General features: G+C 63.7%; 20 protein-coding genes. 8 read left to right on the top strand and 12 right to left on the bottom strand.

The genetic code is table 11. The features are described from left to right. Positions 1-14 precede the first annotated feature (14 nt). Entirely contained in the window at positions 15-515 is a 501-nt protein-coding gene (locus tag EN857_RS19720; protein WP_127391519.1) for a GNAT family N-acetyltransferase, read from the top strand. On the opposite strand, the gene EN857_RS19715 is transcribed toward EN857_RS19720, so the two are convergent. Next, positions 512-1,117 carry a hypothetical protein gene (locus EN857_RS19715; RefSeq protein WP_127391518.1) on the bottom strand — a complete coding sequence of 202 codons (606 nt, stop codon included), beginning with the start codon at positions 1,115-1,117 and terminating at the stop codon, positions 512-514. The two genes, EN857_RS19720 and EN857_RS19715, sit on opposite strands and share 4 nt — an antisense overlap. 208 nt (positions 1,118-1,325) lie before the next feature. Between EN857_RS19715 and cysE the strand changes: the two genes are divergently transcribed. Together cysE and EN857_RS19705 are read left to right on the top strand one after the other, a co-directional pair. Further along, positions 1,326-2,174 (top strand): serine O-acetyltransferase, encoded by an 849-nt coding sequence (gene cysE / locus EN857_RS19710; protein WP_127285831.1) that lies wholly within the window; start codon positions 1,326-1,328, stop codon positions 2,172-2,174. 144 nt (positions 2,175-2,318) lie between these two features. After that, entirely contained in the window at positions 2,319-2,522 is a 204-nt protein-coding gene (locus EN857_RS19705) for a DUF3126 family protein (protein WP_042644432.1), read from the top strand. A 70-nt stretch (positions 2,523-2,592) separates the two neighbouring features. Here the strand turns inward: EN857_RS19705 and EN857_RS19700 are convergent, their stop codons facing one another. Further along, positions 2,593-3,324, bottom strand: a complete 732-nt coding sequence (locus EN857_RS19700) for a hypothetical protein (protein ID WP_127285830.1) — start codon at positions 3,322-3,324, stop codon at positions 2,593-2,595. Between the two features lie 124 nt (positions 3,325-3,448). Here EN857_RS19700 and EN857_RS19695 point away from each other — a divergent pair, with 124 nt between their 5' ends. Together EN857_RS19695 and EN857_RS19690 are read left to right on the top strand one after the other, a co-directional pair. Beyond that, positions 3,449-3,793 carry a hypothetical protein gene (locus EN857_RS19695; protein WP_127391516.1) on the top strand — a complete coding sequence of 115 codons (345 nt, stop codon included), beginning with the start codon at positions 3,449-3,451 and terminating at the stop codon, positions 3,791-3,793. A 19-nt stretch (positions 3,794-3,812) separates the two neighbouring features. Beyond that, positions 3,813-4,340 (top strand): gamma carbonic anhydrase family protein, encoded by a 528-nt coding sequence (locus tag EN857_RS19690; protein WP_127391515.1) that lies wholly within the window; start codon positions 3,813-3,815, stop codon positions 4,338-4,340. A gap of 31 nt (positions 4,341-4,371) precedes the next feature. On the opposite strand, the gene EN857_RS19685 is transcribed toward EN857_RS19690, so the two are convergent. The 5 genes from EN857_RS19685 to EN857_RS19665 all read right to left on the bottom strand — a co-directional run bounded on the left by EN857_RS19685 (position 4,372) and on the right by EN857_RS19665 (position 8,298). Further along, positions 4,372-4,941: an ankyrin repeat domain-containing protein gene (locus EN857_RS19685; protein ID WP_127391514.1), complete on the bottom strand. Its 570-nt coding sequence runs from the start codon at positions 4,939-4,941 to the stop codon at positions 4,372-4,374. 7 nt (positions 4,942-4,948) lie between these two features. Then, positions 4,949-5,701 (bottom strand): NYN domain-containing protein, encoded by a 753-nt coding sequence (locus EN857_RS19680; RefSeq protein WP_127391513.1) that lies wholly within the window; start codon positions 5,699-5,701, stop codon positions 4,949-4,951. A 346-nt stretch (positions 5,702-6,047) separates the two neighbouring features. Next, complete coding sequence (locus EN857_RS19675) at positions 6,048-6,653, bottom strand: transglutaminase-like cysteine peptidase (RefSeq protein ID WP_135858401.1); 606 nt, start codon at positions 6,651-6,653, stop codon at positions 6,048-6,050. A 262-nt stretch (positions 6,654-6,915) separates the two neighbouring features. Then, complete coding sequence (locus tag EN857_RS19670; protein WP_127286334.1) at positions 6,916-7,533, bottom strand: PilZ domain-containing protein; 618 nt, start codon at positions 7,531-7,533, stop codon at positions 6,916-6,918. Positions 7,534-7,659: 126 nt separating this feature from the next. Further along, positions 7,660-8,298, bottom strand: coding sequence for a PAS domain-containing protein (locus EN857_RS19665; RefSeq protein WP_127394237.1), 639 nt, complete (start codon positions 8,296-8,298; stop codon positions 7,660-7,662). Between the two features lie 578 nt (positions 8,299-8,876). On the opposite strand from EN857_RS19665, the gene EN857_RS19660 reads away from it, so the two are divergent. Further along, positions 8,877-9,920 (top strand): substrate-binding domain-containing protein, encoded by a 1,044-nt coding sequence (locus EN857_RS19660; RefSeq protein WP_127394228.1) that lies wholly within the window; start codon positions 8,877-8,879, stop codon positions 9,918-9,920. Between the two features lie 75 nt (positions 9,921-9,995). On the opposite strand, the gene EN857_RS19655 is transcribed toward EN857_RS19660, so the two are convergent. The 5 genes from EN857_RS19655 to EN857_RS19635 all read right to left on the bottom strand — a co-directional run bounded on the left by EN857_RS19655 (position 9,996) and on the right by EN857_RS19635 (position 14,340). Continuing rightward, a complete protein-coding gene (locus EN857_RS19655; RefSeq protein ID WP_127286331.1) occupies positions 9,996-10,289 on the bottom strand; it encodes a MoaD/ThiS family protein in 294 nt (97 codons plus the stop codon). A 5-nt stretch (positions 10,290-10,294) separates the two neighbouring features. Next, positions 10,295-11,377 (bottom strand): exo-alpha-sialidase, encoded by a 1,083-nt coding sequence (locus tag EN857_RS19650; RefSeq protein WP_128347081.1) that lies wholly within the window; start codon positions 11,375-11,377, stop codon positions 10,295-10,297. Between the two features lie 166 nt (positions 11,378-11,543). Further along, a complete protein-coding gene (locus tag EN857_RS19645) occupies positions 11,544-12,557 on the bottom strand; it encodes an ABC transporter permease (protein WP_127394001.1) in 1,014 nt (337 codons plus the stop codon). Further along, positions 12,554-14,086, bottom strand: coding sequence for a sugar ABC transporter ATP-binding protein (locus EN857_RS19640; protein ID WP_187331297.1), 1,533 nt, complete (start codon positions 14,084-14,086; stop codon positions 12,554-12,556). The genes EN857_RS19645 and EN857_RS19640 overlap by 4 nt, the downstream gene beginning before the upstream one ends. Before the next feature lie 62 nt (positions 14,087-14,148). Then, positions 14,149-14,340, bottom strand: a complete 192-nt coding sequence (locus EN857_RS19635; protein ID WP_320254650.1) for a hypothetical protein — start codon at positions 14,338-14,340, stop codon at positions 14,149-14,151. Between the two features lie 238 nt (positions 14,341-14,578). Between EN857_RS19635 and EN857_RS19630 the strand changes: the two genes are divergently transcribed. After that, complete coding sequence (locus EN857_RS19630; protein WP_127393669.1) at positions 14,579-15,310, top strand: rhomboid family intramembrane serine protease; 732 nt, start codon at positions 14,579-14,581, stop codon at positions 15,308-15,310. Between the two features lie 198 nt (positions 15,311-15,508). Continuing rightward, positions 15,509-16,333 (top strand): SDR family NAD(P)-dependent oxidoreductase, encoded by an 825-nt coding sequence (locus tag EN857_RS19625; RefSeq protein WP_127286791.1) that lies wholly within the window; start codon positions 15,509-15,511, stop codon positions 16,331-16,333. The last annotated feature ends 107 nt before the right edge of the window (positions 16,334-16,440 follow it).

Raw genomic sequence — 16,440 nt, 5'->3', positions numbered from 1 at the left:
CATCTGTCAGGACCATGGTCGACCTTCTCGTCACCTATATGGAGATGACCGAGCCGCCGTCCGGCGCGGCTTCTTCCGCTCCGGTCGCGGGCGCGGTGGCGGAGCGCGAAACGCTCGATATCGCCGGCTATGTCGGCCTCTACCGCGCCGTCGGCGAAGCCGTGCAGTGGGATCAGCGGCTGCGCATGAAAGCGGCGGACCTCGAACGGCTGCTCGCCAGTCCGGCGACGCATGTCCATGTCCTGCGCGTCGACGGCGAGGCGGCAGGCCTGTGCGAGTTCAACAGCGTTGGCCAGTCCGTCGTCGAACTCACCCATTTCGGGCTCGTGCCCGCCTTCCAGGGCCGCGGGCTCGGGCCGTTCCTGCTCGACCGGTCGCTTCGCGCGATCTGGTCATATCGGCCCGAACGGCTCTGGCTGCACACCGACACCTATGACCATCCCAATGCGCAGCCCGTCTACAGACGCGCAGGCTTCAGGCCGTATGCCGAGCGCATGGAGACGTTCCCGGATTAGCTAACACCTCCGAGCGCTTGCAGCGATCGCGCCAGGTTTTGTCTGGCCTGGGGCTCGAACCGTTGCCGGAATTCATCGGTGTGGAAGATATGCGGGCGTGCGAGGAAACTCTTCAGCACCGCGCCGCGGCCGGCGCGCCACATCGACTCCTCGACCCATTGATACTCCTGGCGTACCGCCTGCTCATAGGTGTCGAAAGTACCGGGCGCCGCGCCAAGGATTGCCAGGTCCATGTCGAGCAAGAGCGCTGTGTCGCGGATGAAGTCCGCATCGCCCGAGCTTGGCAATTCGTGCGTCGCGGTGGCGAGGATCATCGCGGCGATGCGGCCGAGGCGCACGGCGTCGGTGCGGCCGGCGAGTTTTTGCTCTGCAAGAGCGGCACTCTTCGCCTCGTTGTCCTTGGCCTGGCTGTCATAGATGGCGTCGTGGAACCAGATCGCTGCGTCCACCGCTACGGGATCGTGGAGCAGGGCTTTGTACTCGCCAGCCAGCGCCAGCATCGCCTCGATATGGGCAAGGCCGTGGTAGTGGCGGTCCGGTGCCCGATAGAGCGATGAGAGCTCGTTTCTCAGCGCTTCGTCGATCAAGGCTTCGTTTTCCATGCTGCTTCACCCTTCCGACATTTGACGCCGGGAGCCGAGGCGACGCAAGTCGAGCCTTGTATGGCCGCAAGGGTTCGTTTTCCATGGCCGCTTGATTTCCGATGAACCAAATCCATTTGACAAAGCACTAAGGAAAATAGAGTTCCCCCGTGCTATGATCTGGCCTATATGTGCGGCCGGTAAGGAGCCGGCAGGCCGGAGACCGTCGATGAACAGCATTACGATTGCCCGCCCCAGCATTGTGCAGCCGGTCGATCCGATCTGGCGCTCGATCCGCGACGAGGCGATGGAAGCGGTCAACCGCGACCCGCTGCTCGCGGCGTTCCTCTATGCGACCATCCTCAACCAGGAAAGCCTGGAGGAAGCGGTGATCCACCGCCTCGCCGAGCGCCTCGACCATCAGGATGTCGGTTCCGACCTGATCCGTCAGACCTTCAACGCCATGCTTGCCGACAATCCGGATTGGAGCGCCACGGTGCGCGTCGACATCCAGGCCTATTACGACCGCGATCCGGCCTGCGACCGCTTCATCATGCCGGTGCTCTATTTCAAGGGCTTCCACGCCATCCAGACGCACAGGCTGGCGCACTGGTTGTGGAACCAGGGCCGGCGGGATTTCGCGCTCTACCTGCAGAGCCGGTCCTCCTCGGTGTTCCAGACCGACATCAATCCGGCCGCCCGCATCGGCAAGGGCATTTTCGTCGACCACGCCACCGGCCTTGTCGTCGGTGAGACGGCGGTGATCGAGGACGATGTCTCGATTCTGCATGGCGTGACGCTCGGCGGCACCGGCAAGGCCGGTGGCGATCGCCATCCGAAGATCCGCCGCGGCGTGCTGATCGGCGCCGGCGCCAAGATCCTCGGCAACATCGAAGTCGGCCATTGCTCGAAGATCGCGGCCGGATCGGTCGTGCTGTCGCCGGTGCCGCACAACAAGACGGTCGCCGGCGTGCCGGCGCGCGTCGTCGGCGAGACCGGTTGCGACCAGCCTTCCAGGCAGATGGACCAGCTCCTGCCCTCGCAAACGATGGACCACGTCGTCAGCTTCGATATCTGAGGCCGGGGCGCCCGCCCGCGCGGCTGAAACCGGCCGCAGATGCGGAGGCGCTTTCGGTTCTGCCGCCGGCTTGCCTTTACATCGCCATTGTCGACGTGCCAGAAGCGCGTTCAACCCAGCAAGCCCGACGATCGGAGAAGACTGTTGAAGCCGGACGAAATCAGAAAGCTGGACGCCTATTTCAAGCGCGTCTTCCAGAATCCCAAGCTCCAGGTGAAGGCACGCCCGCGCAAGGAAGATTCGGCCGAAGTCTATGTCGGCGACGAATTCCTCGGCATCGTCTTCAAGGACGAGGACGATGGCGACTACAATTTCTCGATGGCGATTCTCGACATCGACCTGGGCTGAGCCCTCTGCTGGCCGGGCCTGCGTCAGCGCAGCCCGGTCAACGCTTCTTATCTTGTAGTGGTCACTTGCCCTATCGTCCTGTCTTCAGGACATGCGCGGCCGCCGCCGCGATCGCCGCGTCCAGCGCCTGCCAGTTGCCGAGAAATTCCCTGGGAAAGCGATAGGTGAGGCTGAGGCCATCGCCGACCTGGAGGTCGCGCTCGCAAGGCGCCAGCGATTCCTCCGCGCTCGGTCCGCTCAGGCAGCGGGCAACGAACGGATCCTTGCCCGGACGGCCGGCCACCGCGAGCACCTCGTTGAGATAGCCTGATTTCTCGGTGAAGCCATAAAGCGTCGTGCCGCCGGGTCCCGGCGTGCCGGGCTGGACGATCAGCGCGCTGTAGATCGGGGCGAAGCGGCCGCTCATGTCGCGCGACATCATCTGCTGCTCGAAGGAGAGGAAGACGACGTTCTTGCGCGCGCCCGTATGGTTGAAGTCGTCGCGGGCGGCTGTGCTGTAGCCGTCCATCTCGGGGTAGCGCATATAGAGGTCGAGGCGCGAGGCGATGCCGTCGCGCCGCGCCTGCTCGAAGCGGATGAAATTGGCCGGGACGGCAATGACATTGTTGCCGATCACCACCTCGTGGATGGTCGTGTCGTCGGTGTAGCCGGCCATGGCGATCGAGCGCCCCAACCATTTGCCGCCGAGGCTGATCGCCACCGAAAGCAGCGCCAGCGCCGCGAAGGCATAGAACACCCGCTTCATAAGCGTGGAATCGACAACCTCGAATTCCGGGCCACTCGCGGTTGCCGCCTGCTTCATCGCTATCCCCGTTACGGTCGCCGATCCGCTGGATGTCCCCGGGCGGCACACATTGCGCGGCATGGCTCTTGCAGCGCGCCTGTCGGATGCGACTGTGCGACGTCATGGTAAACGGAAGGTAAAGATGGGTGGTGTGGAACTCGTGCTCTTTGCTTTCGCCGTCGGCCTCACCGCCGGCGGCCTGATGGGATCGGCGATGGAACTGGCCAGCGGCCGCAGGCTTGCCTTCGTCGAGCCCTATGTGTCGCCTTCGCACATACTGCGATCGCTGGCCGCGACGGCATGCGCGGGGCCGTTCATGCTCGCCAATGACGCTTTGGATGCCCGCAGGCAGGGCCGCATCACCACGCTGGCGCTGATGTCGTGCGGGTGCACGGCGATTGCCTGGGCGCTGGCGCAGGGCGTCGTCCTGCTCGCCATTGCATCCTGGGCGACCGGTCTCCTAGGGTCGGCTCACTTTCCAGCGTGAGACGATTCGGAGACGGACAATGCCGACCTATGCGATCGACGGAAAAGCGCCCAGCTTCGTGGATGCCGACAGCAACTGGATCGCGCCGGACGCGACGCTGATCGGCGACATCAACATCGGCCGCGATGCCGGCTTCTGGTCCGGCGTCGTCATCCGCGGCGACAACGAGCCGATCACCATCGGCGCCGGGACCAACGTGCAGGAGCATACGGTGATGCACACCGATCCAGGTTTTCCGCTGACCATCGGCGAGGGCTGCACGATCGGTCACCGCGCGCTGCTGCATGGCTGCAAAATTGGCGACAACAGCCTGATCGGCATGGGCGCCATCGTGCTCAACGGAGCAAGGATCGGCAAGAACTCGCTGGTCGGCGCCGGCGCGCTGGTCACCGAGGGCAAGGCGTTTCCCGACAATTCGCTGATCGTCGGCTCGCCCGCGCGGGTCGTGAGGGAACTCGATGACGCCGCAGTCGCCAGGCTGCGCGGCTCGGCCGCGCACTACGTCGCCAACGGCAAGCGCTTCAAGGCCGGGCTGAAGAAGGTCTGAGGCCGCGACCGGCGGCGGCCGTTGGCATCTCTCAACGTTTCCGGCCAGGATTCGAGCCAGGCTTTCCCAGCGCCTCGCGCAGCAGCGAAGCGCCGGCTTCAAAGCCGGCATTGTCGGCCTCCTCCAGCGCCGTCGCATAGTCGTCGATGCGGGTTCTGAGCGCCGGGTCCGCGCCGGCCGCGAGAAGCAGGCGGATCGCCTCGGCATCGCGCATCGCCACCGCATAATGCAGCGGAGTCCAGTCGTTGACGCCGCGCATGTCGGGATCCGCGCCGCGCTCGATCAGCACGCGGATGATGTCGTGCTTGTCGGTCCGCTCGGTGGACAGCGCCGCGATAATAGAGGGAAATCCGGCATGGCCGCCGTAGTTCGGATTCGAGCCCGCTTCGATCAAAGCCGGGATGAAGGCGAGGGGACTCCAGTAGATCGCATACTCCAGCGGATGGCCGAGGCCAAGCTCGAACGGCATGCGCTCGTCGAACCAGCGCGGCGAGCCGCCCACGGCAATGCCGAGCGCATCGAAATCGCCGGCCTTGAAGGCATCGTCTATGGCCTTGAACAGCCTGGCGCGTTCGCAACGGTCTTCAGGAATTTCCAGCATGGCACCTTCACTCGGATTTGTTTTTCCCTTTCTTTGTCGCAGGCTTGACCCGTATTCGCATGGCTCCGCCCTTGGGATTTTCAATCTCGAATGCGGCTGTCTTTCTCACCAGATCGCTCAGTTTGCCGAAGCCGTAGGTGCGAGGGTCGAAATCTGAAAAGAGATTTGAGAGCTGCTTGCCGAAAGTGCCAAGGAGCACCCAGCCATCCTCGCTGTCCATTTGAGCGATGACTTTCTTCAGTATTGGTGTAGCAGCGCTCGGGGGCTGAAGTGGCTTCGTAACTGGTGCTGCATTCTGAGAATTCTCGACAATGCGAAGAAGGTTTTCGGTATAGACGAAACGGCGACATGCCTGCCGAAAACTCAAGGGGGTTTTCTGCTCTCCAAATCCGAAAACATCGACACCTTGTTCGCGTATGCGCGCAGCAAGCCGCGTGAAGTCACTGTCGGAAGAGACTAGGCAGAAGCCGTCGAAGCGACCGCTGTGAAGCAGATCCATCGCGTCGATCACCAGCGTGATGTCGGAAGCGTTCTTTCCGGGCGTGTAAGCAAACTGCTGCTGCGGAATGATCGCGTGCTTTGACAAGACTACTTCGTTCCAGCCTTTCGATCGGCCGTTCGAGAAATCACCGTAGATGCGGCGGACGCTGGCTTCGCCGATCTTCGCGATCTCTTCGAACAGACCATCGACGATTTTGGCAGAAGCGTTGTCGGCGTCGATGAGAACCGCAAGGCGCGGCGATCGGGCTTCGGTCGGCATGCAGCACGTCCCCCGGCTGGCGCATTCTCGAACTCTCGATTTCTAGCCGGAGATACCACAACCAGGCCCCGGTTTGCGCTGCTTGCTGTTGTAGCAGAGGCGGCTGCAAACAGAAATCCGGACTACTGAGCCGTATCATCCTGCCGGGGTCTAAACTATCTTGGCCAGAAATGGCGGAGCCGGCCCGGGGACAGGGCCGGCTCCTAAAACCCGGTCGTTGGGGACGGGGAGGGTGGGGACTCGACCGGGTTTTCTCCCTAAGCACGTCGCATGAGGGCGACGCCCTTAACTTGTTCATGCATGCCGTCGCCCCAAATTCCCCCACGGGGCGGCATGCATTGGCGCCTTAGCGGACGCTGGCGACCGCGTCCTCGCGGCCGTCATTGATCGTCACCCAAACGCCCGAATTCTCTGTCGATTGGCGCTTGAGATAGGTGTAGGGGGTGTCGGTCCAGGCCATCACCTTGGGCTGCAGATTGTCGAGGATGAACTCGCCGAGGCTGGTGCGCACGGTGAGCACCGCGTGGCCGTCGCCATTCGGCTGGCGCGCCACCGTCATCAGCAGGGCGCCGGCAGGCACGCCGATGTCCATCAGCTCGCGGCGCTTTTCCAGCGCATAGTCCTCGCAGTCGCCAAAGCCGCTGTCGGGGTAGGACCAGACCTCTTCCTTGCCCCACATTTCCATGTCGGTGCGCGGCGTGATCCTGGTGTTGACCGAATTGTTGATGTTGACGATCGCTGCCCACAGCTTGCGCGTCAGTTCGATCGGCGCCTGCTTCGGCGTGCGTTCGGTGCATTCCTGCGAAAGCTTCTGGCAGAATTCATAATGGCCGACCGGCTGCGTGGTGCGGCCGCCGGTGTGCATGAAGGCCGGTCCCGCATATGCCGTTCCCCAAGCGGAAAGCTGCATCGCTATTGCCATGAGCAATAGCTTGCCCCTCGTCTTTTTCATTGCTTAGTCTCCCCGTTCGAGGAGACCATCCCACAGTCGGATTTATTTGACGCAAAAACCCGAAGTAGACATTGAGTAAAACCCCAATAGAATAAGCATAAAATTTGAATTAGCTTGATCTAAAATTTTGACGGCCTTCTTAAGCACGGCATTTCGCCGAACGGCCGTTGTTCCTTGACGAGCTCAGGCGGGTGCGGGGCAGGCGCGAAACAAAAAACCGGCCGCTATGGGGCCGGTTCCGTTTCTGGTCGCGCGCCGTTCGTCAGGCGCGCGGCGTGTTGAATTCGGAATCCAGTGTTTCCGGCCGCTGGATGACGGCGAATTCGACGGCGACGCCATCCTCGAAATGACGCACCACCTGGCCGCGCATCGTGCCCAGCATGATCTGGACGCCGATCGCCGGCTTGACGTCGATCTCGACCGCCGCGCCCGAGAGCGACAGGTCGATGATGCGGCACTGGTACTGGCGCCCGTCGGTGAGCTGAAGCACGCTCATCGGGTTGCGCGGCGCGACGCGTTCGTGGCGGCGGTCTTCCGGCAGGTCGAGCTCGTGCTTGTTGGCAAGCCAGGTCAACTGCGCTGCAAGCTTGTCCTTCTTGCGGTCCGAGGCGATGACCGTCATCGCGAAGCCGTCCTGCGAGGTGCGCGTCACGATGCCCTCGACGCGGCCGATGTGGTCGATATAGGCGATGACCTTCTCGCCCGGCATGCCGACCCGCTCGGTCCGCAGCGCCACATTGCCCGGCGACATGTCGATCACCTGGCACGGGTGCTCGGTGCGGTCCTCCAGCATGAAGCGCCCATAGATCTTGACCCGGACGCGCTGAAAGTTACGCCTTTCGGCGCGGGACGGCGCGTAGTCGACCGCCGTTGACCTCATGACTGCCTACACCCCGTTGGCATTCCGCGCGTCGATGCGAGGAATTTCACCCGCAAAACTACAGCAAAGCAGGTTAACAAAGGGGAAAAGCCGAGCCCTTTGCGCTCGATCCAGAGACGGATTCGGCTATTCGCCGCGCCCACCCTCGAACACGACCAGATGACGGATGCGACGTGCGCGGCCGAGCGCCGAAAACGTTTCTGGCGGGTCGAATTCGGACGGAACAAGCGAGGGAACGTTGATCGCCGGCCGGTTCTTCAGGAACATCGGCTCCTTGTCCGGATCGACGACGCGGATCGAATCGATCAGCGCGTCGGTGATCGGATCGGCGCCGAGCCAGAATGGTCTTTCGGCGGCGCTGATGACGCCGAGGCAGCGCGGATTCTCGACGCCGCCGTCGAGCGGCAGCGCAAGCAGCTCGAACTTGTTGGAACGGCCGTTGCGGCTGAAGCCCTCATAGGTGATGAGCACCACGGACTTCTGCTCGAAGACGCCGTGGACCAGCCGCGAGACGAGCCGTTGGTCCTTCTCGCGCCACAGCGAGGGGAAGGAAAACCCCTTGAGCTCGCGGCCATAGCCGGCGCAAAGCCTCGTCCCGGCCAGCCGGAACACGGCTTCGCCGCGCGTATCCCTTTCCAGGATGAACGTGTCGGCTAAAAGCGACTTGATGTCGGCGGGCTCCACTTCCGAACGCTTCGGGGCGGGGCGCCCATCACGCAGCTGGTTCCAATATTGGAACAGCGTGATCGATCCGATCTGGTTCATTGTGTGCTCTTTCGCGCAATCTGTCTTTTCATGTCCCATCGGCGAACAGACAGGGCGCCCTCCGATGACTACATGCGTTGCGGAGCAGGATGCGTGCCAGCATCGTTAACACTTGTTCACGGGTCGGGGACGTTAAGGTTAACAAGTGGTTTACGTTGCCGCCGAACCCTGCCTGTGGCACACCAAAACCACTCCAGAAGCGGTCGTTTCGCGACGATCGGCAGCACTTCAGTCAAGAGTTTCAGGGGAGCAGGGGGCTCGACCGGCCGTTCAAGGGGGGACCTTGGACGGCTTCTTTTTTGATTCGCGCATGCAGCGATTCGCGGCACGCGCGGGCGGGAAGCTCTCCAGCGGCCGCAACAGCCAGACGCCTCGAGCGCAGGCTCGTAGCGCGATCCCCGGACAGCGTGACTGGCAACAGCAACATTTGCCAATCGCACGCTTGGAAAGAGAAAAATCTGCGTTCCGGGCGGCTCCGCCGCCGCTGTACCTTTCGCGAATTCGCACATCGAGGCGCGACGGCGGCGATCCCGCGGTCCGGAGACGTGCCTTGTCGGCGTATTCACGGGGAATTTCTCATGAAGACTTCCATTCTAGGACTATTCGCCGCCGGCCTGCTCGCTTGCGCCGTGCCCGTCGGTGCGGCGTCCGCTGCGGGGATCGCCGGTGCTCCGGCGCCCTTCGACAAGGGCGGCGTAAAGGTGGCGCTCGTCACCTTCATCTCGGCCGGCGATTTCTTCCAGGCCTATCAGGCCGGCGCGACGAAACAGGCGAAAGCGCTCGACATCGACCTGCAGATCTTTTCCGGCCGGCAGGACGCCGCCGCGCAGCGCGATCAGATCGAACAGGCGATCAATCTCGGCGTGCAGGCCATCATCATCGACCACGGCCAGCCCGAGGCGCTGAAGGACGTTGCGCAAAAGGCGCTCGATGCCGGCATCAAGGTCGTCGCCTTCGACGTCAATCTCGACAATCCCAAAATCCCGCAGGTCGAACAGTCCGATCACGAGCTTGCCAAGGCGGCGCTCGGCCAGGCGTTCAAGGACAACGGCACGTCGTTCCAGGCGGGCTACGTCTATGTCGCCGGCTTCGCGCCGCTCGACCGGCGCAACGAGATCTGGGACGAGACCAAGAAGGCCAATGCCGGCATTGTCGAGAAGGCGCGCTGGGGAACGGTCAACGACACGACCGCGGTGTCGACCGCCGATCAGACCAAGGCGGCCTTCCAGGCCAATCCCAATATCAGCGTCGTCTTCGCTCCCTATGACGAGTTCGCGCGCGGCGTGAAACTGGCCACCGACGAACTCGGCATCTCCGGCAAGGTGAAGATCTACTCGGCCGACGTGTCTACAGCCGACATCACGGAGATCACCGCGGAAGGAAGCCCGTGGGTCGCCACCGCCGCCACCAATCCGGCTGTCGTCGGCGCGGTTTCGGTGCGGGCCGCGGCCAAGCTGATCGCGGGTGAGGATCCGGGCCACAGCATCGTCGTCAAGCCGGTGCTGCTGACGCAGGAGGAACTGCGCAAGAACGGCATCAAGACGGTCGAGGACCTCGACGCCAAGCTTCCCGCCTTCGGCCAGAGCGACGCGGCCGCCGCCAACTGGATTCCAACCAACTGATCTTCGCTTCTCCTCTCCCTCGCTTGCCGCGCGGGAGAGGAGAAATTGCCCGAAGGCTTGGGCAACCCTGTGCGTCTAGCCGCCGCTGATGGCCGTCAGGACAAAAACCTCGGTGCCGGGCGCTAACCTGGTTTCCAGGGTTGCCCTTTCACCATCGAGAAAGACGTTCATGTGGCGGCGGATCGCGGGGCGGGAATCGCAGATACGGTCGCGCATGCCGGGCCAGCGCGCGTCCAGCCCGTCAATCATTTCCTTCACGGTGGAGGCCGGCAGTTCGACCCGGCGCGGCGCGCCAGGAAACAGGTCGATGAGCACGCCCGGGAGCCGCGCGACGACCAGGGGCACATTGCGGGCGGTGGCGTTCGACATTTGCGTTACTCGCTCACCACCATCGCCTCGACGGACAGGATCGCGGGCAGATGCTGAGCGATCTCCGACCAGTTTTCGCCTTCATCGGCACTGGCGAAAAGCGAGCCGCCGCTGGTGCCGAAATAGACGCCGGCCGGCTCGAGGCTGTCGGTCGCCATAGCCTGCCGCAACACGCCCGCATAGCAGTTCTCCTGCGGCAGGCCCTTGCGCTCGTCCAACCAGGTGGCGCCCGCATCTTCGGTCTTCCAGACCGCCGCCTTCGCGTCCGGCACGTAGCGGCCGGCACTGTCGCCGTTGAGCGGCAGAAGGAACAGCGTGTCGGCGTCGCGCGGATGCGTGGCCGCGGGAAATCCGAACGTCGAAGGAAGGCCCTTCTCGATGCTCTGCCAGCTCTTGCCGCCGTCATCGGAGCGGTACATGCCGCAATGGTTCTGCTGGTAGAGCCGATCGGGCTTGCCGGGCGCCATCACCAGGCAGTGCACGCACTGGCCGAACTCTGGATAGTTTTGTCCTTCGGGCAGGAAGTCGGCGCGTGTGCCGCGGTTGCGTGGCTCCCACGTCTTGCCGCCGTCCCAGGTGTAGAACACGCCCGCTGACGAGATGCCCACCCAGATCTGCTCCTCGTCCCTGGGGTGCGTGACGATGGAATGGAGGATGAGGCCGGCGCCGCCCGGGTTCCAGTCCTTGCGGCTTGGGTGACGCTGCAGGCCCTCGATGTGGCTCCAGGTGACGCCGTCGTCATCGGAGCGAAACAGGCCGGCCGGCTGCACGCCGGCATAGAGGCTGCCGTTGCGCCTTGCGAGGCTCCACACCGCCTTGATCGGTTCCTCGCCGGCATCATAGGCCAAGCCCTCGCTGGAATGCTTCCAGGTCTCGCCAAGGTCGTCCGACTTCCAGACCGCCGGCCCGAACCACTCATTGCCGCCGGCGCCGTAGATCGCGCCGGTCTTAGGGTCGCCGACGACATGGTTCATCGGCCAGTGCTCGCAGAACGGACCACGCAGCTTCCAAGACCCGCGCTTGCCGTCGCTCTCGGCGATGAAGGCGCCTTTTTTCGTGCCGATCAGGACCAGGACTTTTTCCGGCATTTTTCTCCTCCCGTTCGCATAGCTACCATCAAGGACGGCGGAGCGCGGGCCTAGCCGACAGGATCAGAGAATTTTTTGCAGTCTAAACCCGTCGAGGCCAAGCTGAGAAGATATGCCGCCGCAATTACGGACGAAAACCGCAAACACACTTTTCCTGGAATTGCTCTCAGCGCTTCTTTCCGAGGCCGAAGGTCGCCGCCAGCGCGCCGACCAGCACGACGCCCTTGACGAAATCCTGCGTGTAGTAGGGCGCGTTCAGCATGGTGAGGCCGTTCAAGAGCACGCCGACGAAGATCGCGCCGACGACCGTGCCGATCACATGCGGGCGGCGCTTGTCGAGCACGGCATAGCCGATCAGTGAGGCCGCGACGGCGTCTAGCAGCAGCGAGTTGCCGGCCGAGACGTCGCCGCGGCCGACGCGCGAGGCAACGATCAGGCCGCCGAGCGATGCCAGCGTGCCCGAAATGACATAGGCGGAGAGGCGGTACGCCTTGGTCGGCGCGCCGGAGAGGTGCGCGGCCGTCTCGTTGCCGCCGATGGCATAGAAGACGCGCCCCCAGCGCGTGCGCTCCATCAGGAACCAGGCGACGAGGGCGACGAGCGCCATCGCCACGACGGACAGCGGAACGAGGTCGAGGAGCCGCGAGCGTCCGAGGATCAGGAAGGCAGGATCGAAGGTGCCGGGCACCGTCGAGCCGTCGGGAAGCACCATGCCGGCGGTGATCGAGCGGCCGCCGGTCGGGATCAGCTGCAGGCCGGTCAGCAGGAACATGGTCGCCAGCGTCGCGAGAAGATCCGGCACGCCGACGCGGACGATCAGCAGCCCGTTGGCGAGGCCGATCAGAGCGCCCATCAGCAGGACAAGCGCCATCGTTTCGGCGGCATCCATCTGCCACACGACCATGGCGTAGCTTGCCGCCATCACCGAGGAGGCGGCGACGCTGCCGACCGAGAGATCGAAGCCATCCGCCGCCATGGTGATCGACACGCCGACGCCGAGGATCGCGACCACCGAAACCGCCTGCAGGATCGAGAACAGATTGGCCGAGCGGATGAAGGCGGGCTGCACATACCAGAAGCCGATGACCATCAGGGCAAGCAGCGCGAAGAGCGCGTATCGGCGGATCTCGCGCAGAAGCGAGGGACGCGGGGCGGCTTGCGTTGTCGTCAATTCGGTCATCTCGGGTCTCCGGCGGTCTCCTCGCCCTCGACCCTGTCGATCCGGTCGCTGAGCGGGCCATGGCCGTCTTCGGCCGCATGAAGGGAATGGTTGCGCATGACGAGGATGCGGTCGGCGACTTCCAGCGCCTCCTCGGTGTCGCTGGTCGCGATCAGCGTGGCCGAGCCGCTCTGGCTGCCGCGGATGGCGGCGATCAGGTCGGCGCGAGCGCCGACATCGACGCCCTGGAACGGCTCGTCGAGCAGGAGCAGCCGACAAGGCGCCGCCTGCCAGCGGGCGAGCACGACCTTCTGCTGGTTGCCGCCGGAAAGCTCGTCGAGCGTGTCGTCCGGACCGCGCGCCTTGATGCCGAGCCGTGCGATCGCTTCGGCGGCGACCTTGCGCTCGCGCTTGGTCCTGAGCAGGCCGCCCGGAAACCAGCGTTTCAGATGCGGCAGGGCGATGGTGCCGGCGATGGAGGCGCCGGGAACTTCCGGAGGCAGCAGCGAGGATTGCCAGCGATCCTCAGCGACCATGAACACGCCGTTCTCGATCGACTGTCCTGGCCCGCTCGAAAGCCAGGGTTTCCCATCAAGCCCGAAAGTGCCTTCGGCAAGGGTTGCAAGGCCGAAAAGGGCGCGCAGCAGCCGGCTCTTGCCGGAGCCAAGCGTGCCGGTGATGGCGACGACCTCGCCTGAGCGGAGTTCGAGGTCGAAAGGTGCGGCGCCCGCGACCAGCCTGGCGCCCTTGACCGACAGGACCACGGGTGCGGTCGACGCCTCGCCACGATGGGTGGCGGCCTCCAGCGGCCGGCCGATCATGGCGGCAACCGCCGCCGGGAAGTCGATCGGCCTGGCAAAAGCGCCGACGATGCGGCCACCGCGCATGACGACGGCGCGATCGGCGATCGCCGCGAGGTCGCCGAGCCGGTGTGAAATGTAGAGGACCGCCATGCCGCTGTCGCGCAACCGCCTGACGACGGCGAACAGCCGCTCGGCTTCGGTGGCCGACAGGCTCGATGTCGGCTCGTCGAGGATCAGCAAGGAGGCGCTCGCCGCGACGGCGCGGGCGATGGCGATCAACTGCCGTTCGGCTGGGCGCAAATCGACGAAGTCGCGGTCGAGCGGCAGGTCGAGATCGATCAGCGCCGCGATCTCCCGCGCGCGCTTGCGGATTGACCTGTTCGAGACCAGAAAACGCCCGCCCGGGCTGCAGAGCTCGTCGAGCGCCAGATTCTCGGCGACCGTCAACCCGGCAGCCCCTGCCTGGTCTGTTGCTTGATGCACCGTCGCGATGCCGGCGGCCTTGGCGGCGCTGGGCGAGGCGAAGGTGATCGCCTTGCCGTCTAGCGTGATCGTGCCCGCATCCGGCGTGTGCGAACCCGACAGGATCTTCACCAAGGTCGATTTGCCGGCGCCGTTGGCGCCCATCAGCGCCACGACCTCGCCGGAGGCGACGGCAAGGTCGGCGCCGGCGAGCGCACGCGTCGGGCCGAAGGATTTCTCGATGCCGGCAACGGAGACGGCGATGGCGGAGGCGGCTTGTGGCAAGGTGCGTTGGCTTCGGCTGGTGGGCTGCGTTGGGTGGGGCGGCGGGTGACGCTTGTCACCCCTCATATTCCAAGATCGCTGGTCCGGCATTGTGGTCTGGCGAATAGACGACGCCGTTGGCGTCGACGAACGTCGGTCGACTGGATCACCTGCGGCCGGTTCGGGCGCTTGTCGACCATGCAGGCAGGCGCCGCCGGGACCAGCGCGCCGGTTTCCATCGGCGTGTAGGGGTCGGATATGTCGAACACGCGCATGCCGGCATTCTGATAGGTGGCCCCTTTGAAAATCGGCCGCATTCTAGGAAGGGGTCTTGTTGCTTCCGAGAACGCGCGTTGCGAGTTTCGCGAACGCCAGAGCATTTCCGCTTCGTTTCCTTTCGGTTCGTAGCAATTGAAAGCGAGGCTGCGCCGGGTGCCGTGGAGGAACAGAAGTGTTTCAACCTGGGCGCCCTTGCTCTAAAGCTCGCCAATCGAATCCCTGGACCCGTTGTGAATGAGCGAACCGGTTAGCCCTTCGGAAATCGAACAGACGGATGACGCGCCCGAGCCGCGCCGCGAACCGATATTCAATCTGCCGCCGGTGGTGCTGGCGGTGATCGGCATCTGCGTCGTCGTCCACCTGATCCGCGTTTACGCGCTCACCGACGATCAGGATTTCGCCCTGCTGGTGCGGGCAGCGTTCATCCCGGTGCGCTATTCCGGCCGCTACGATCTCGATGTCTATGCTTTCACCAGCCCCTTCACCTATGCCTTCCTGCATGGCGGGCTCGCGCATCTCGTGATCAACATGGTGTGGCTGGCCGCTTTCGGCTCGCCGTTGGCGAACCGCTACGGCGCGCTTCGCTTCGCGCTGTTCTTCGGGGCGACCGGGCTTGCGGCGGTTGCGTTGTTCTTTGCCTTGCATCCGCTCGAGCAGACGCCGCTGGTCGGCGCGTCGGGGGCGATCTCGGGCATGATGGGAGCGGCCGCGCGCTACGGCTTCCGTGTCGATCGCTCGTCCGGCCATGCGGCCTTCGCCGGAGCGCCGCTGCCGATCGGCGCGGTGCTGCGCTCGCGCGGCGTCATGACTTTTCTTGGCGTCTGGATGGTCATCAACCTCGTCACCGGACTTGTCGGCTTTGCTCCCGGCATCGACGGCCAGATCGCCTGGGAGGCCCATATTGGCGGCTTCGTCGCCGGCTTTTTCGGGGTGCGCGTTTTCGACCGCCGCGACCGGACGCCCTGAGCGATCCCTGCTGCGGGCCAAGACGTGAGGTTTCCGAGCGCCATTCTTGCTCCGATTGCATCCCTTCGAAGCCTATTTATTGGAATCTCTCCATCATTCTAATGCTTTGGAACGTTGGCTTACCACCACTTTACACCTTTTCGTCATCTTGCATCGCGCTCCGCCACACGCATACATTGTGGAAAGGAAGCTAGGACGATGTCCAAATCCAACAATCTCGGGAAAGCCGAGGCCGCCATCGCAGGCGATGTTGGCCCCGATACGCAGGCCAAGGATCCTGCGAGCCCTTTGTTCAGCAAGAAACTCTATCAGCAGTGCGCCCTGGTCGCCGGAGCAAGCGGCGGGATTGGCAGATGCATTTCCTTGGCCCTGGCAATGGCTGGGGCGCGTTTATGTCTAGTGGGTCGAGACGAAAGTCGACTAAATTGCACAGCCGATCTCTGCAGGCCGTTTGGGCAACAAGTCAATATCAGGATATGCGATCTAACTGATGAAACAGCGATCAAACAATTGTGTCGTTGTATTGATCGGGCATTCGGCCGCCTTGACATACTGGTTCACTGCGCTGGAATCATAAGTCACGGAAAATTGGAAGAGGCCGCTGCGAAGCAGATCGATTTGCAATATGCCGCCAATGTGCGTGGGCCTCTGGTCCTTACACAGAAAGCGCTGCCTCTCCTTAGGCGACCCAGAGGTCAAATTGTCTTCATCAACTCAAGCGCGGGGCTGACTTGCGCAGCAGGACGAGGCCATTTCGCGGCTACCCAACATGCGCTCAAATCCATTGCCGACACCCTCAGGCAGGAGGTCAATGGGGACGATGTGCGCGTTCTCAGCGTATTTCCGGGCCGCACAGCGACGACCAGAACCGAAAATTTATGTGTGAACGAGGGACGAGCTTTCGAGCCAGATCTGCTACTCCAACCGGAGGATGTCGCCGCAATCGTGATTGATTCACTTACGCTCCCGTGGACCGCCGAGGTAACGGAGATCAGCATTCGGCCGATGAAGAAATCCTACTGAGATAGCGATCCGTCGGACTGCCGCGACGCGGCAGGCCAGACAGGCCGCGCCGCACTTGAAATGCAAACAATCACGGCGCACCATGTTCACCGGAACGTGAATGCCGG

The organism is Mesorhizobium sp. M4B.F.Ca.ET.214.01.1.1 (assembly GCF_004791545.1).
GTDB classification, from domain to species: domain Bacteria; phylum Pseudomonadota; class Alphaproteobacteria; order Rhizobiales; family Rhizobiaceae; genus Mesorhizobium; species Mesorhizobium abyssinicae.
This window is presented reverse-complemented; position numbering and strand designations above follow the sequence as displayed.

Excerpts from the sequence above, each read along its gene's own strand:
- cysE (WP_127285831.1), top strand. The coding sequence starts at position 1,326 with ATGAACAGCATTACGATTGCCCGCCCCAGCATTGTGCAGCCGGTCGAT.
- EN857_RS19685 (WP_127391514.1), bottom strand. The coding sequence starts at position 4,941 with ATGCTGGAAATTCCTGAAGACCGTTGCGAACGCGCCAGGCTGTTCAAG.
- EN857_RS19660 (WP_127394228.1), top strand. The coding sequence starts at position 8,877 with ATGAAGACTTCCATTCTAGGACTATTCGCCGCCGGCCTGCTCGCTTGC.
- EN857_RS19720 (WP_127391519.1), top strand. The coding sequence starts at position 15 with ATGGTCGACCTTCTCGTCACCTATATGGAGATGACCGAGCCGCCGTCC.
- EN857_RS19665 (WP_127394237.1), bottom strand. The coding sequence starts at position 8,298 with ATGAACCAGATCGGATCGATCACGCTGTTCCAATATTGGAACCAGCTG.
- EN857_RS19630 (WP_127393669.1), top strand. The coding sequence starts at position 14,579 with ATGAGCGAACCGGTTAGCCCTTCGGAAATCGAACAGACGGATGACGCG.
- EN857_RS19700 (WP_127285830.1), bottom strand. The coding sequence starts at position 3,324 with ATGAAGCAGGCGGCAACCGCGAGTGGCCCGGAATTCGAGGTTGTCGAT.
- EN857_RS19670 (WP_127286334.1), bottom strand. The coding sequence starts at position 7,533 with ATGAGGTCAACGGCGGTCGACTACGCGCCGTCCCGCGCCGAAAGGCGT.
- EN857_RS19695 (WP_127391516.1), top strand. The coding sequence starts at position 3,449 with ATGGGTGGTGTGGAACTCGTGCTCTTTGCTTTCGCCGTCGGCCTCACC.
- EN857_RS19690 (WP_127391515.1), top strand. The coding sequence starts at position 3,813 with ATGCCGACCTATGCGATCGACGGAAAAGCGCCCAGCTTCGTGGATGCC.
- EN857_RS19625 (WP_127286791.1), top strand. The coding sequence starts at position 15,509 with ATGTCCAAATCCAACAATCTCGGGAAAGCCGAGGCCGCCATCGCAGGC.
- EN857_RS19715 (WP_127391518.1), bottom strand. The coding sequence starts at position 1,117 with ATGGAAAACGAAGCCTTGATCGACGAAGCGCTGAGAAACGAGCTCTCA.
- EN857_RS19635 (WP_320254650.1), bottom strand. The coding sequence starts at position 14,340 with ATGCGCGTGTTCGACATATCCGACCCCTACACGCCGATGGAAACCGGC.
- EN857_RS19650 (WP_128347081.1), bottom strand. The coding sequence starts at position 11,377 with ATGCCGGAAAAAGTCCTGGTCCTGATCGGCACGAAAAAAGGCGCCTTC.
- EN857_RS19655 (WP_127286331.1), bottom strand. The coding sequence starts at position 10,289 with ATGTCGAACGCCACCGCCCGCAATGTGCCCCTGGTCGTCGCGCGGCTC.
- EN857_RS19645 (WP_127394001.1), bottom strand. The coding sequence starts at position 12,557 with ATGACCGAATTGACGACAACGCAAGCCGCCCCGCGTCCCTCGCTTCTG.
- EN857_RS19680 (WP_127391513.1), bottom strand. The coding sequence starts at position 5,701 with ATGCCGACCGAAGCCCGATCGCCGCGCCTTGCGGTTCTCATCGACGCC.
- EN857_RS19675 (WP_135858401.1), bottom strand. The coding sequence starts at position 6,653 with ATGAAAAAGACGAGGGGCAAGCTATTGCTCATGGCAATAGCGATGCAG.